Origin of the sequence: Corynebacterium afermentans subsp. afermentans (genome assembly GCF_030408355.1) — a bacterium.
Taxonomy (GTDB): domain Bacteria; phylum Actinomycetota; class Actinomycetes; order Mycobacteriales; family Mycobacteriaceae; genus Corynebacterium; species Corynebacterium afermentans.
Window position 1 is genome coordinate 1,921,976 of sequence record NZ_CP046606.1, and the last position, 13,476, is coordinate 1,935,451.

The following is a 13,476-nucleotide window of genomic DNA, read 5'->3' on the forward strand; positions in this document are numbered from 1 at the left end:
ATGCCCCTATGATAGGCGTCCATGGGTTACACAACGGAGCTTTTGACACGTCCCGGCGCACAGGAGCTGCGCGGCCCTTCGCTTCTCGACGCCAAGGGTGTCCCCTGGCACTACGGCAACCCCCTCGTGGAGCAGCGTATTACCGAGCCGACGCTGGTGGACCGCTCCCACCGCGCCGTCGTTGCCGTCTCCGGGCCGGACGCGCCGGCGTTTTTGGACAACCTGCTGTCGCAGAAGTTGGACGATGTGGCCGACGGCTTCGCCGCCTCCGCCCTGGACTTGGACACGCAGGGGCGGATCCTGCACCACGCGGACGTGGCAGTGGCAGACGGTGTCTACTACTTCGATCTGCCCTCCTACGAGCGCGAATCCTTCGTGGACTTCCTGCGCAAGATGGTGTTCTGGTCCGAGGTGACCATTGAGGAACCGGACCTGGGCGTGCTGACCATCCTGGGGCCGGTGGCGGAGCCGGACCTGGGCCAAGTGGTCACCCGCCGCCTCGACGGCTGGGGCGGGATCGGCCGTACCGACATCGCGGTGCCGAAGCAGCAGATTGGCCAGGTCGCCGACCAGTTCCCGCTCGCGGGCCTGATGGCGTTTACCGCCTACCGCGTTGCCGCAGGCGAGCCGGAAACGCGCGCGGACCTAGACGAAAAGTCCATCCCGCACGAGGCCCCGAGCCTGATCAACCGCGGCGAGGCCATCCGCGCCGTGCACCTAGAAAAGGGGTGCTACCGCGGACAGGAAACCGTCGCCCGCGTGGAGAATCTGGGCCGCTCCCCGCGCCTGCTGGTCAAGCTGCAGCTGGACGGCTCCTCGCCGAACGAGCCCGAAATCGGCGCGGAGATCACCGCCGGTGGGCGCAAGGTGGGCAGGCTCGGCACCGTGGTGCACGATGCCGACGAGGGACCGGTCGCGCTCGCGCTGGTGAAGCGTTCTGCGTTGCAGGCCCCGCTGGACATCGACGGCACGGCGGCGTCGGTGGACCAGTCGTCGTTCCCGGAGGATGAGGGTGAGCATGCGGGGCGCCGTGCCGTCGATAGGCTCAGGCGCGGACCTGAGAGCCAGCTATAAGTGCTGTTCAGCCCCCCGAAGCGCATTTTTCCTGAGAGCAGGCTATAGTGTCCTACAGGAAAATATCGTAAATAAGTATGAGGCCGCCTCTTAAGAAGGCCGCCCAAGAACCACCTCAAGGGGGTCACGCCATGGGCCGCGGACGCGCAAAAGCCAAGCAGACCAAGGTTGCTCGCCAGCTGAAGTACAACACTCCTGAAATGGACCTGGATTCCCTGCAGCGAGAGCTTGTAGGCCAGGCCCCGCGACGCAGCTGGGACGACGACGAGGCTGAGGTGGACGACCAGTACGCGGAGTACGCGGACTGGGACGACGAGGACGACGACCGCTAACGTCCACAGCCTCGATGTAAAAGCACCCCTCGCGGGGTGCTTTTCCTTTTGCCTAGTACTGCGGGTGCGAACCGGTCAGCACGGCCCGGGCAGTGTCGCCCTCGTCCGCGGCACGGACCTCGCCTAGGTCCCACGCGTCGATGTGGCGCGCGGCCAGGATCGCCAGGGCGCGGTCCCGGTCCTCCGGGCTGACCACGGCGACCATGCCGACGCCCATGTTGAACGTCTTTTCCATCTCCTCGTCCGGCACCTGGCCGACTGATTTGATGGTGCGGAAGATCGGGCCCGGAGTCCAGGTGGTGCGGCGCATGTCCGCCACCAGGCCCTCGGGGATGATGCGCTCCATGTTGCCGGCCAGGCCGCCGCCGGTGACGTGGCAGAAGGTGCGTACGTCGCACTCCGCGGCCAGTGCCAGGCAGTCCAGGGCGTAGATGCGGGTCGGCTCCAAAAGCTCCTCGCCGAGGGTGCGGTCCAGCTCCTCTATCTCCGCGTCCAGCGGCAGCCCGGCGCGCTCCAGCAGCACGTGGCGGGCCAGGGAGTAGCCGTTGGAGTGCAGGCCGGAGGACGCCATCGCGATGATGGCGTCGCCCTCGCGGACCTTGTCCGGGCCGAGCAGCTCGGAAGCCTCGACGACGCCGACGGCGGTTGCGGAGACGTCGTACTCGTCCGGGTCCATCACGCCCGGGTGCTCAGCGGTCTCGCCGCCGAGCAGGGCGCAGCCGGCCTGGACGCAGCCCTCGGCGATGCCGGAGACGATCTCGGCGACCTTCTCGGGCACGACCTTGCCGATGGCGATGTAGTCCTGCAGAAACAGCGGCTCGGCGCCGCAGACGACCAGGTCGTCCACGCACATGGCCACCAGGTCGATGCCGATGGTGTCGTGCTTGTCCATCGCCTGCGCCACAGCGAGCTTTGTGCCCACGCCGTCGGAGCCTGCCGCCAGCAGCGGCTCTTTGTACTTGCCCAGCGCGAACAGGCCGGCGAACCCGCCCAGGCCGCCGCGGACCTCCGGGCGGGTGGCGCGCTTGGCGTGCGGGGCGAAAAGCTCCACGGCCTTGTCGCCGGCCTCGATGGACACGCCGGCGGCTTCGTAGGACACGGGTTGCTGTTCAGTACTCATTTAGGCTTCTGCACCTTTCTGGATGCGTCGGACAAGGTCGGCGTTGGGGTTGCCCTCCGGCAGACCCAGCGGGTAGTGGCCGGTGAAGCAGGCCGCGCAGAGGTTTTCCTTGGGCTGGTTCGAGGCGGCGATCATGTCGTCGATAGGCACGAATGCTAGTGAATCCGCCCCCACCATCGTGCGGATGGACTCGGCGATCGCCTCCTCCGAATCCGTGCGGCCGTGGTTGGCAATCAGCTCGCCGGGGCTGGCGAAGTCGATGCCGTAGAAGCACGGCCACTTCACCGGCGGCGAGGCGATGCGCACGTGCACCTCCGCCGCGCCCGCCTCCCGCAGCATGCGGATGAGTTTGCGCTGCGTGTTGCCGCGCACGATGGAATCGTCCACCACCACGAGCTTTTTGCCCTCGATGACTTCGCGCACCGGGTTGAGCTTCAAACGCAGGCCCAGCTGGCGCAGGGTGTCGGAGGGCTGGATGAACGTGCGGCCCACGTAGGCGTTTTTCATCATGCCCTGTTTGAACGGGATGCCGGATGCCTCCGCGTAGCCGATCGCCGCAGGGGTGCCGGATTCCGGCACGGGCATGACCAGGTCCGCCTCCACGGGGCTGACCTTGGACAGGCGGCGGCCGATCTCGATGCGGGACGCGTTGACGGACTGGCCGTCGATGACGGAATCGGGGCGCGCCACGTAGACGTACTCGAACACACAGTGCGCCTTCGGAGTTTCGGCGAAGCGCTCGGAGTGCACGCCGGTCTCGTCGATGGCGACCATCTCGCCCGGCTCAATGTCGCGGACGAAGGAGGCGCCGACGATGTCCAACGCGCAGGTCTCGGAGGCAACCACCCAGCCGCCGTCGAGGCGGCCCAGCGACAGCGGTCGGACGCCGTGCGGGTCGCGCGCGGCGTAAAGCGTGTGGCCGTCTGTGACCATGAAACAGAATGCACCCTTGACGCGGGGCAGGAGTTCACGTGCGGCGTCGAGAAGCGTCTTGCCCTCGGTGACCAGATCGGCCAGCAACGCCGAAACCACCGCGGTGTCCGAGGACGAGCCCTGGCCATTTACCCCGGTAGGAGAAATGAGCTTCTTCTCAATCGCCTCGTTCTGCAGCTCCAGGTAGTTGACCAAGTTGCCGTTGTGCGCCAGCGCGATGTCCGTGCCGTTGGGCGAGGTGCGGAACATCGGCTGGACGTTCTCCCACGAGTTGCCCCCGGCCGTGGAGTAGCGGGTGTGACCGATGGCCACGTCGCCCTGCAGTGCTTCCAGCGCGGGTTCGTCGAAGACCTGGCTGACCAGACCGGTGTCCTTGAACACGACCAGCTTGTCCGGGTCTCCCACCGCGATGCCGGCGCCTTCCTGGCCGCGGTGCTGCAACGCGAACAAGCCGAAGTAGCTCAGCTTGGCCACGTCCTCGCCCGGCGCCCAGACGCCGAACACGCCGCACTCGTCGCGCGGGGTGTCGCTGTCGATATCGAAGTCCTGACTTGGTTTAGGGCTCTCCGTAAACACGCCCCTCACTGTATCCGAGTCCGCCTAGCGCAGCGCAATCACGGGAAGGCCGGCGGCGATTTCTGCGGCGCGGGAACCGGAGGCGTCGATAGTCCCCCGCTCGAGCTCCTCGCCGAAGGTGGTCAGCCCAGTAGCCAGCCGCAGCCACGTCTCCGGTTTCATCTCCACCACGTTCGGCGGGGTGCCGCGCGTGTGCCGCGGCCCCTCGACGCACTGCACCGCCACAAACGGCGGCACGCGCAACTCCACCGAGTGGCCCGGGAGCTCCTCGGCGAGGGTACGCGCGGTGCGCCGGCAAGCATTCGCAAGCTCGCTTCTCGACGGCTCCGCTTCCCCACCTTCCAACCACTCAGCCACCTGCTGGATCGCCTCACGTGTCAGCGCCGGGTCTTGTTTCTGCACCATGACACACCATATTAAGGTGGCCCCATGTCGAATACCCGCGTCGCCGCCGAGCGCTCCCCGTCCGTGACCCTGCGATTCATGGCCTCCCCCACCGACGTGCTGCACCACGGCGCCCAAGGTGTCTCCGGCGGCCGCGTGCTGGAGTGGATCGATAAGGCCGCCTACGCCTGCGCCGCACAGTGGTCAGCCACTTACTGCGTCACCGCATACGTGGGGCACATCCACTTCACCCGCCCGATCCCCTCGGGCCACATCGTGGAGGTGCGCTCCCGCATCGCCATGACCGGGCGGTCATCCATGCACATTGTCAACGAGGTGCTCTCCGCCGACCCCCGCGAGGGCGTGTTCACCCGCGCCTGCGACTGCCTCGTGGTCTTCGTGGCCAAGGACCCCGGCACCGGCAAGTCCATGGCGGTGCCCACTTTCGTGCCCACCAACGACGAGGAGCGCCGCGTCGCCGATGCCGCGAAGTCCCGCATCGGGCTGCGCCAGGCCATCGAGTCGGAGATGGAGGCGCAGACCTACACCGACGACTCCACCGCCCCGCGCATCGTGCACCGCTTCATGGCCAAACCCACCGACGTGAACTGGGGCGGCAACGTCCACGGCGGCACCGCCATGGAATGGATCGACGAGGCCGGCCTGGCCTGCACCATGGAGTGGTCCGGCGAGCGCACCGTGGCGGTCTACGCCGGCGGCATCCGCTTCTACCACCCCGTGCACATCGGCGACCTGATCGAGGTGGATGCACGCATAACCCGCACCGACTCGCGCTCCATCCACACCTCGGTGCACCTGCGCGCCGGCGACCCGCGCGGCGGGCGCGAAAACCTGAAGGACGCCATCCACGCCACGTTCACCTACATCGGCATCGACATCGACGGCAACCCCCTGCCGGCGCGCCACTTCACGCCGGTGACCGAGGAGGACAAGCGGCTGTGGGAGCACACGCAGACGCTCAAGGATCTGCGCGGGCAGTACGAGCCGGTACCGCTGGTCAAGCCGCTGCCGCCGGCGCAGCGCACGTCCTAAGTTTTCCGCACCCGTATAAGCGTTTGGGGAATGTGGCAAATAATTGCCACATTCCCCAAACGCGTTATTGGTGGTCGCGCTGAACCGTTAGACCGCCGCGTTCGGCGCCGTTGCGGCCGCGAAGTGCGACGGCATGGTCGCAGCCCACGCACCGGCGAGCTCCAGCATCTGGACCTCCTCGCCAGCGACGCGCAGCACGCCGTCGTTGGTGGTCTCGCCCAGCACAGCGACCGGTATGCCCGCCGACGTCGCGCGCTCCACGGCGGCCTCTGCACGGTCGCTGGTCACGGCGACCAGGACGCGGGAGGCGGACTCGGAGAACAGCGCGGTGAACGCGTCCGCGTGCACGCCCTCCAGGTTCACCTCCGCGCCCTTGTCGGAGCCGAGCAGCAGCTCGAACACCGCCTGGGACAGGCCGCCCTCGGACAGGTCGTGCGCGGCCGCGATGCCGGCGGCGTTACCGGCGAAGAACTCCGCCAGGCGCGCCTCGTTAGCCAGGTCCACCTGCGGCGGCAGGCCGGCCAGGCCCGCGCCGGAGATGTCCTGCCACACGGAGCCGCCGAACTCGTCCTTGGTCTCGCCCAGCAGAATCAGGGTGTACTGCTCGTCCGCGGACGGCAGCGCGTGCGGGATGGCCTTCTCCACGTCCTCCATCACGCCGAGCACGCCGACCACGGGGGTGGGCAGGATCGGCGTCTCGCCGGTCTGGTTGTAGAAGGACACGTTGCCGCCGGAGACTGGGATGGCCAGCTCAGCGGAGCCGTCGGCAAGCCCGTGCACCGCCTCGCGGAACTGCCACATCACATCGGGGTTCTCCGGGGAGCCGAAGTTGAGGCAGTTGGTCACCGCAACCGGTGTGGCGCCGGTGACCGCGACGTTGCGGTACGCCTCCGCCAGCGCGAGGCGCGCGCCCATGTTCGGGTCGAGGTAGGTGTAGCGGCCGGACGCATCAGCGGAGACGGCAACGCCGCGGTTGGTTTCCTCGTTGATGCGCAGCACGCCGGAGTTGGCGTACTTGGCCTGCACGGTGTTGCCGCGCACGTAGCGGTCGTACTGCTCCGTGATGAAGTCGCGCGAGCACAGCGCGGGCGATGCGACCATCTTCAGCCATGCGTCCTTGATGTCGCTTTGCTTCTCGACGTCCGCTGCGGCCTGCACACCGTCCTGCCAGTCCGGGCGCGCGTAGGGGCGCTCGTAGACCGGCCCCTCGTCGATGGTTGACGGCGGGGCGTCCACCACGAGCTCGCCGTTGTGGAACACCTGGAGGCGATCCTCGTCCGAGGTGACCTCGCCGATGACGGATGCGAGCACGTCCCACTTGGCGCAGATCTCCATGAACTTATCGACGTCCTCCGGCGCCACAACCGCACACATGCGCTCCTGCGACTCGGAGGCGAGAATCTCCGCGGCGGACATGTTCTCCGCGCGCAACGGGACATTGTCCAGGTTGACCGTCATGCCGCCGTCGCCGGACGCCGCGAGCTCGGAGGTGGCGCAGGACAGGCCGCCGCCGCCTAGGTCCTGGATGCCCTCGACCACGTCGGCGGCGTAGAGCTCGAGGCAGCACTCGATGAGGACCTTCTCCGCGAACGGGTCGCCTACCTGCACTGCCGGCAACTTGCGCTCCTCGCCCTCCTCGAAGGTGGCGGAGCCCAGCACGGACACGCCGCCGATACCGTCGAGGCCGGTGCGGGAGCCGAACAGGATGACCTTGTTGCCGGTGCCGGAGGCGAACGCCAGGTGGAGGTCATCCACCTTCAGCGTGCCCACGCACAGCGCGTTGACCAGTGTGTTGCCGGCGTACGCCGGGTCAAAGACGGTCTCGCCTCCGATGTTGGGCAGGCCCAGGCAGTTGCCGTAGCCGCCGATGCCGTGGACCACACCCGGCAGGACGCGCTTGGTGTCGTCGGCGTCGATGGCGCCGAAGCGCAGCTGGTCCATCACTGCGATCGGGCGGGCACCCATGGCCATGATGTCGCGGACGATGCCGCCGACGCCGGTGGCCGCGCCCTGGTACGGCTCCACGAAGGAGGGGTGGTTGTGGCTTTCCACGCGGAAGGTCACCGCGTCGCCGCCGCCGATGTCCACCACGCCGGCGTTCTCGCCGATACCGGCGAGGATCTTCGAAGCCATCTCCTCGGTCATGGTCTGGCCGAAGTAGCGCAGGTGCGTCTTGGAGGACTTGTAGGAGCAGTGCTCGGACCACATCACGGAGTACAGCGTCAGCTCCGCGTCGGTAGGCCTGCGGCCCAGAATCGCCTTGATCTTTTCGTACTCGTCGTCCTTCAGGCCCAGCTCGGCGTACGGCTGCTCAAGCTCCGGGGTGTCGAAGGCGTTGTCGACGGTGTCGTTGTGCACGGTCATTTCGGGTCTACGCTCCGATCTTCGAAATCGCGTCGATGGCGGAAGTGAACAGGCCGAGACCGTCCGTGGACGGGCCGGTCAGCGTCTCAATGGCGTGCTCCGGGTGCGGCATGAGACCCACCACGCGGCCGGTCTCGTTGGTCACGCCGGCGATGCCGTTGATGGAGCCGTTGAAGTTGTCCGAGTAGCGGAACACCACACGGCCCTCCTTCTCCAGCGCCTCAATGGTCTCCGGAGCGGCCTGAAAACGGCCCTCGCCGTGCTTGGCGGGGACGTAGATACGCTCGCCCAGCTGGCTGGTCCAGGCGGTTTCGGTGTTTTCCACCTCGAGGTAGGTGTCCACGCAGTGGAAGTTCAGGCCCTGGTTGCGGGTCAGCGCGCCCGGCAGCAGGCCAGTCTCGGTGAGGATCTGGAAGCCGTTGCAAATGCCGAGCACAGGCATCCCCTTCTTCGCAGCCTCCACGACGGCGCCCATCATCGGCGCCTGCGCGGCGATCGCGCCCGAACGCAAGTAATCGCCGTAGGAGAAGCCACCCGGGACAACAACCGCATCCACGCCGGTGAGGTCATTGTCCGCGTGCCACAGCTGGCGCGGTTCGGCACCGGCGAGGCGGACGGCGCGCAGCGCGTCAACGTCGTCAAGCGTGCCTGGGAAAGTAATGACTCCGATAGTTGCGCTCATCGCACAACCTCGAAGTCCTCGATAACGGTGTTAGTCAGCAGCGTTTCAGCCATGCGCTGCAGCTCGGCGTCGGAGACGGAATCATCCACCTCAATTTCAAAGCGCTTGCCCTGGCGGACGTCGGTCACCCCCTCGACTCCGATCCGGCCCAGTGCGCGGAGCACCGCCTGACCCTGCGGATCAAGAATTTCGGCCTTGGGCATGACATTAACGACGACTCGTGCCATGAGAATCCTTCACGTTTCGGGAGGTTGATCGACCTTTGCGGTACGCGCGTCAGTATATCGGACGCCCCGACACGGCCCGAAACCCTAGCTGACCGGCACAAAATGAACGACCGGTAAATTCTTAGAAAATCCTGCCATCTCGCCGAGCGCAATCTGAGAAGGACAGTTAGTTTGTTTTTGCTATCAACCGTCTTTCTTCAGTTCCCGAGAGGTTTCCATGTCCACTTACCGCAAGAGCCTCGGTGCCGCGTTGGCAATCGCGTTGGCCGCAGGCACCGTTTCAGTCGTCGCCCCGACTGCATCTGCAGCCACCGACGGTTCCAATGTCGTCATCAACGAGGTCTACGGCGGTGGCGGTAACAAGGGCGCCGCCTTCGATAAAGACTTCGTCGAGCTTTACAACCCAACCGACCAGCCCATCGACGTCACGGGCTGGACGATCGAGCAGCGCTCCACCGGCGACAACGTCGGCAATACGCACACACTCAGCGGCGTTGTCCCCGCGAAGAGCACGTTCCTGATCACAAGCACACCCGGCTCCAACGGTGACGCGATCACCGACGCTGACGACACGACCGCCAAGTTCAACTTCAGTGGCAAGGGCGCGATCGCCGTCCTGCTCGACGCAGACAACAACGAAGTGGACCTCGTCGGCTGGGGCGACGCCTCGCGCGCGGAAGGCGCGCCTGCCAACGGCACCGCGAACGCGACCTCGATCCAGCGTGTGACCCTCGGGATCGACACCGACAACAACGCCGCAGACTTTGTGGTTGCTACCCCGACCCCGAGCGGCTCTGGCCAGGCTCCTGCCGACCCCGTCCCGGAGGATCCGACAGATCCGGCGCCTCAGCCCGAGCAGCCGCAGCCGGGTGAGATCACCCCGATCGCTGAGATCCAGGGCCCCGGCGCCACCTCCCCGCTGGACGGCCAGACCGTCACCACCGAAGGCGTCGTCACGGCGGTGTACGACGAAGGTGGCAAGAACGGCTTCTTCCTCCAGACCGCAGGTACCGGCACTGAGAAGAACCCGGGCGACGCATCTGACGGCATCTTCATCTACATGGGTGACAACCAGAACTACCCGAAGCGCGGGGATTCTCTGCAGGTCACTGGTTCAGTTGGCGAATACTACAACCAGACACAGATCACCGCGTCGGCTATTGCACAGCTTGACGAAGCGCTTGAAGCTCCCAAGGCCATCGAAATCGACACCCTTCCAGCTGGCGACGAGGCTCGCGAGCCCTATGAGGGCATGCTCGTGCGACCGAAGAGCTACACGGTGACCAACAACTACACCCTGAACAACACCGGCGATCTCGGCTTGGCGCCGGGCGATAAGGCGTTCCGCAATCCGACCGACGTGATCGTTCCCGACAAGGCCAAGGTTGCCGAGATCAACGCGCAGCAGGCATCCGAGGTTGTGTATCTCGACGACGGTCGCACCCGCAACTACTTCCGCACCGACAAAGAAACTCCGCTTCCGTACCTGGTCACTTCCGACAACGGCGTGAAGTCGATCCGCACCGGCGACCAGGTGACCTTCCAGACCGATGTCGTGGTCGACTACTCCTTCGACCAGTGGCGCTTCCAGCCGCTGCAGCCGATCACCGGCAAGAATGCAGCCGAGGAACTGCCGATCACCTGGGAAGATTCCCGCGCAACGTCGTACAACGTGCCGGACACCGTCGAAGGTGACAACACCATCGGCTTTTTCAACGTGCTGAACTACTTCACCTCCTTGGGCAAGGACGAGTCGGGCTGCAAGTCGTACACCGATATGAACGGCACCCCGGTTGGCACCAACTACTGCGACGTCCGCGGCGCGTACTCCCAGGATGCGTTCCGGGATCAGCAGGCGAAGATTGTTACCGCAATCAACAAGCTCGACGCGGACGTGCTCGGCCTGTCCGAGATTGAAAACGGTGCCCGCGTCACCGGCGATGTTGCGCAGCGCGACAACGCATTGTCCAACCTGGTCAGCGAGCTCAACGAAGCCGCCGGCGAGAACAAGTGGGACTACGTGAAGTCCCCGAGCGAACTCGGCACCGCCGAAGACTTCATCCGCGTCGGCTTCATCTACCAGCCCGCACAGGTCGAGCCGGTCGGCGAGTCCCGCATCTTCGACGACGAGGCGTTCACCCGCATGGCACGCCAGCCGCTCGCGCAGGAATTCAACACCATCAACCGTGACGACGACGAAAACTTCGTCGCCGTGGTCAACCACTTCAAGTCCAAGGGATCCGTAGCCAATGGCGACGAAGCCACCGGCGACGGCCAGGGCAACAACGCCAATGTTCGCGTTGCGCAGGCGCAGGCACTGCTCGACCACATGGACAAGCAGGACGACTGGCAGGAGCTGCCGACTTTCCTCGTTGGTGACTTCAACGCCTACACCATGGAAAACGCGCTGAACACGCTGCGCGGTGGCGGCTACTCGCTGGTCCACCACGAGAAGGACTTCCCGCAGGAGTCCTACCAGTTCGACGGCCAGCTCGGCTCCCTGGACCACGTCTTCGCCAACGAAGCTGCGATGGCTCTCGTGCAAGATTCGGCTGTCTGGAACATCAACGGCGACGAGTCTGTCGCGTTCGAGTACTCCCGTCGCAACTACAACGTCCAGGACTTCTTCGGCGACGGCGACGACCCGCTCTACGGCTACGGTAACCCGTTCCGCTCCTCCGACCACGATCCGGTCAAGGTTGGTTTCGGCACCAAGCTCGCTGAGAAGGATGCGGACAAGTTTGCTCCGGAGGCAAGCGAGGCCGTCACTGTCACCCAGGGCGATGCTCTACCAGATGCAAAGACCACGGTGAAGGACGCTGATCAGCTGCCGGAAGGCACGAAGTTCGAGTGGACCAAGCCTGCGAACACCGACACTGTCGGCGACGACCAGGACGGTGAGATCACCGTCACCTACCCGGACGAGTCCGTGGATCATGTGAAAGTCGCTGTGAACGTGAAGCCGAAGGCTGAAGAGGAGAAGCCGCGCTACATCGTCAAGGCCGAAATCAACGACGCCGGTGAACTCGTCGTCACCTACGACAACGGTGACACTGAGAACCTCGGCAAGGTCGAGGGTGCCGATGGCAAGGACGGCGATCAGGGCCCGAAGGGCGACAAGGGCGACACCGGCGACGCAGGCAAGGACGGCGCTGACGGCGTCGACGGTAAGGACGGCAAGGACGGCAAGGACGGCGAGAACGGCCGCGGCATCGCGAACCTGGAGGTCAACGAGGACGGCGAGCTGATGGTCACCTACACCGACGGCGAGACCCAGAACCTCGGCCGCGTCGCAGGCGCTGACGGCCAGGACGGAACCGACGGCGTCGACGGTAAAGACGGCGCTGACGGCAAGGACGGCGAGAACGGCCGCGGCATCGCGAACCTGGAGGTCAACGAGGACGGCGAGCTGACGGTCACCTACTCCGACGGCGAGACCCAGAACCTCGGCCGCGTCGCAGGCGCTGACGGCAAGGACGGCGCTGACGGCGTCGACGGTAAGGACGGCAAGGACGGCGCTGACGGCAAGGACGGTGAGAACGGCCGCGGCATCGCGAACCTGGAGGTCAACGAGGACGGCGAGCTAATCGCCACCTACACCGACGGCGAGACCCAGAACCTCGGCCGCGTCGCAGGCGCTGACGGTCAGGACGGAACCGACGGCGTCGACGGTAAAGACGGCGCTGACGGCAAGGACGGCGAGAACGGCCGCGGCATCGCGAACCTGGAGGTCAACGAGGACGGCGAGCTGATGGTCACCTACACCGACGGCGAGACCCAGAACCTCGGCCGCGTCGCAGGCGCTGACGGTCAGGACGGAACCGACGGCGTCAACGGTAAGGACGGCAAGGACGGCGCTGACGGCAAGGACGGCGAGCAGGGCCCGAAGGGCGACAAGGGCGACACCGGCGCCGCAGGCAAGAACGGCACTGACGGCAAGGACGGCAAGGACGGCGCTGACGGCAAGGACGGCGAGCAGGGCCCGAAGGGCGACAAGGGCGACACCGGCGCCGCAGGCAAGAACGGCGTCGATGGCCAGGATGGCAAGGACGGCCGTGGCGTGAAGTCCTTCGAGGTCAACGACGAAGGCCACCTGATGGTCACCTACTCCGACGGCGAGACTGTGGACCTGGGCAAGGTCACCGCTGACGCACCCGACGGCAAGGACGGCGCTCCGGGCACCAATGGTCGTGGCATCGCAGAGGCTGTCGTTAACGAAGACGGCGAGCTCGTCCTCACCTACACCGACGGTGAGACCCAGAATCTGGGCCGCGTTGTGGGTGCTGACGGCGCTGACGGCGAGAAAGGCGCTGACGGCAAGGACGGCCAAGACGGCAAGCCGGGCAAGGACGGCGAGAAGGGTGCAGACGGTGCCGATGGCCGCGATGGCAAGGACGGTGCCAACGCTCCGGCCGGCGAGGGCTCCAGCGTGAGCGACCGCTGCCTGCCGTCCGCGGGCATCATGGCGCTGCCGCTGTTGGCGCTGATCCCGCTCGGCCTGGCTGCAACCATGGACGTCCCGGCGCTGGCTCCGGTGAAGGAGCAGGTCGATGCGGTTGGCGCATCGGTGCAGAACCAGCTGCCGATCTCCCCGGAGATGCAGCAGGCTGCTGGCACGGCTGCGGGTGTGGCGCTGGCCGTCGCGGCGATCGCCACGCTGGCCACGCTGTGCTCCACCGAGGGTGGCTCCTCCAAGTAAGCGCGTAGGCTCGCGCAGCTAGCCCCGTCCCG

10 protein-coding genes are annotated in these 13,476 nt (G+C 66.1%); 4 read left to right on the top strand and 6 right to left on the bottom strand.

Translation table 11 applies throughout. From position 1 onward, the window contains the following. Positions 1-21 precede the first annotated feature (21 nt). On the top strand, positions 22-1,074 hold the full coding sequence (gene ygfZ / locus CAFEA_RS09255) for a CAF17-like 4Fe-4S cluster assembly/insertion protein YgfZ (RefSeq protein ID WP_063937245.1): 1,053 nt from the start codon (positions 22-24) through the stop codon (positions 1,072-1,074). A gap of 131 nt (positions 1,075-1,205) precedes the next feature. Continuing rightward, positions 1,206-1,406, top strand: coding sequence for a DUF3073 domain-containing protein (locus tag CAFEA_RS09260; protein ID WP_035000042.1), 201 nt, complete (start codon positions 1,206-1,208; stop codon positions 1,404-1,406). 52 nt (positions 1,407-1,458) lie between these two features. On the opposite strand, the gene purM is transcribed toward CAFEA_RS09260, so the two are convergent. Genes purM through CAFEA_RS09275 form a run of 3 tightly spaced genes read right to left on the bottom strand, consistent with a single transcriptional unit; the run spans position 1,459 to position 4,440 of the window. Beyond that, positions 1,459-2,526 (bottom strand): phosphoribosylformylglycinamidine cyclo-ligase, encoded by a 1,068-nt coding sequence (gene purM, locus CAFEA_RS09265; RefSeq protein ID WP_035000043.1) that lies wholly within the window; start codon positions 2,524-2,526, stop codon positions 1,459-1,461. Further along, the gene (gene purF / locus CAFEA_RS09270; RefSeq protein ID WP_051106505.1) at positions 2,527-4,035 is read right to left on the bottom strand and encodes an amidophosphoribosyltransferase; all 1,509 of its coding nucleotides are present in this window, start codon (positions 4,033-4,035) and stop codon (positions 2,527-2,529) included. It lies immediately after the preceding gene. A gap of 24 nt (positions 4,036-4,059) precedes the next feature. Beyond that, positions 4,060-4,440 carry a sterol carrier family protein gene (locus CAFEA_RS09275; protein WP_063937246.1) on the bottom strand — a complete coding sequence of 127 codons (381 nt, stop codon included), beginning with the start codon at positions 4,438-4,440 and terminating at the stop codon, positions 4,060-4,062. Positions 4,441-4,464: 24 nt separating this feature from the next. Here CAFEA_RS09275 and CAFEA_RS09280 point away from each other — a divergent pair, with 24 nt between their 5' ends. Next, the gene (locus CAFEA_RS09280; RefSeq protein WP_063937247.1) at positions 4,465-5,472 is read left to right on the top strand and encodes an acyl-CoA thioesterase; all 1,008 of its coding nucleotides are present in this window, start codon (positions 4,465-4,467) and stop codon (positions 5,470-5,472) included. 87 nt (positions 5,473-5,559) lie between these two features. Here the strand turns inward: CAFEA_RS09280 and purL are convergent, their stop codons facing one another. From purL to purS, 3 genes are read right to left on the bottom strand one after another with little or no spacing between them, the layout of a single operon-like run. Continuing rightward, positions 5,560-7,836 (bottom strand): phosphoribosylformylglycinamidine synthase subunit PurL, encoded by a 2,277-nt coding sequence (gene purL / locus CAFEA_RS09285; protein ID WP_063937248.1) that lies wholly within the window; start codon positions 7,834-7,836, stop codon positions 5,560-5,562. Positions 7,837-7,843: 7 nt separating this feature from the next. Then, positions 7,844-8,518 carry a phosphoribosylformylglycinamidine synthase subunit PurQ gene (gene purQ, locus CAFEA_RS09290; RefSeq protein ID WP_063937249.1) on the bottom strand — a complete coding sequence of 225 codons (675 nt, stop codon included), beginning with the start codon at positions 8,516-8,518 and terminating at the stop codon, positions 7,844-7,846. After that, entirely contained in the window at positions 8,515-8,745 is a 231-nt protein-coding gene (purS, locus tag CAFEA_RS09295; RefSeq protein ID WP_074432067.1) for a phosphoribosylformylglycinamidine synthase subunit PurS, read from the bottom strand. The genes purQ and purS overlap by 4 nt, the downstream gene beginning before the upstream one ends. A gap of 217 nt (positions 8,746-8,962) precedes the next feature. Between purS and CAFEA_RS09300 the strand changes: the two genes are divergently transcribed. Next, entirely contained in the window at positions 8,963-13,444 is a 4,482-nt protein-coding gene (locus CAFEA_RS09300; protein ID WP_290183518.1) for an ExeM/NucH family extracellular endonuclease, read from the top strand. The last annotated feature ends 32 nt before the right edge of the window (positions 13,445-13,476 follow it).

Coding starts and splice junctions, on each gene's coding strand:
- ygfZ (WP_063937245.1), top strand. CDS start 22: ATGGGTTACACAACGGAGCTTTTGACACGTCCCGGCGCACAGGAGCTG.
- CAFEA_RS09260 (WP_035000042.1), top strand. CDS start 1,206: ATGGGCCGCGGACGCGCAAAAGCCAAGCAGACCAAGGTTGCTCGCCAG.
- purM (WP_035000043.1), bottom strand. CDS start 2,526: ATGAGTACTGAACAGCAACCCGTGTCCTACGAAGCCGCCGGCGTGTCC.
- CAFEA_RS09275 (WP_063937246.1), bottom strand. CDS start 4,440: ATGGTGCAGAAACAAGACCCGGCGCTGACACGTGAGGCGATCCAGCAG.
- CAFEA_RS09280 (WP_063937247.1), top strand. CDS start 4,465: ATGTCGAATACCCGCGTCGCCGCCGAGCGCTCCCCGTCCGTGACCCTG.
- purL (WP_063937248.1), bottom strand. CDS start 7,836: ATGACCGTGCACAACGACACCGTCGACAACGCCTTCGACACCCCGGAG.
- purQ (WP_063937249.1), bottom strand. CDS start 8,518: ATGAGCGCAACTATCGGAGTCATTACTTTCCCAGGCACGCTTGACGAC.
- purS (WP_074432067.1), bottom strand. CDS start 8,745: ATGGCACGAGTCGTCGTTAATGTCATGCCCAAGGCCGAAATTCTTGAT.
- CAFEA_RS09300 (WP_290183518.1), top strand. CDS start 8,963: ATGTCCACTTACCGCAAGAGCCTCGGTGCCGCGTTGGCAATCGCGTTG.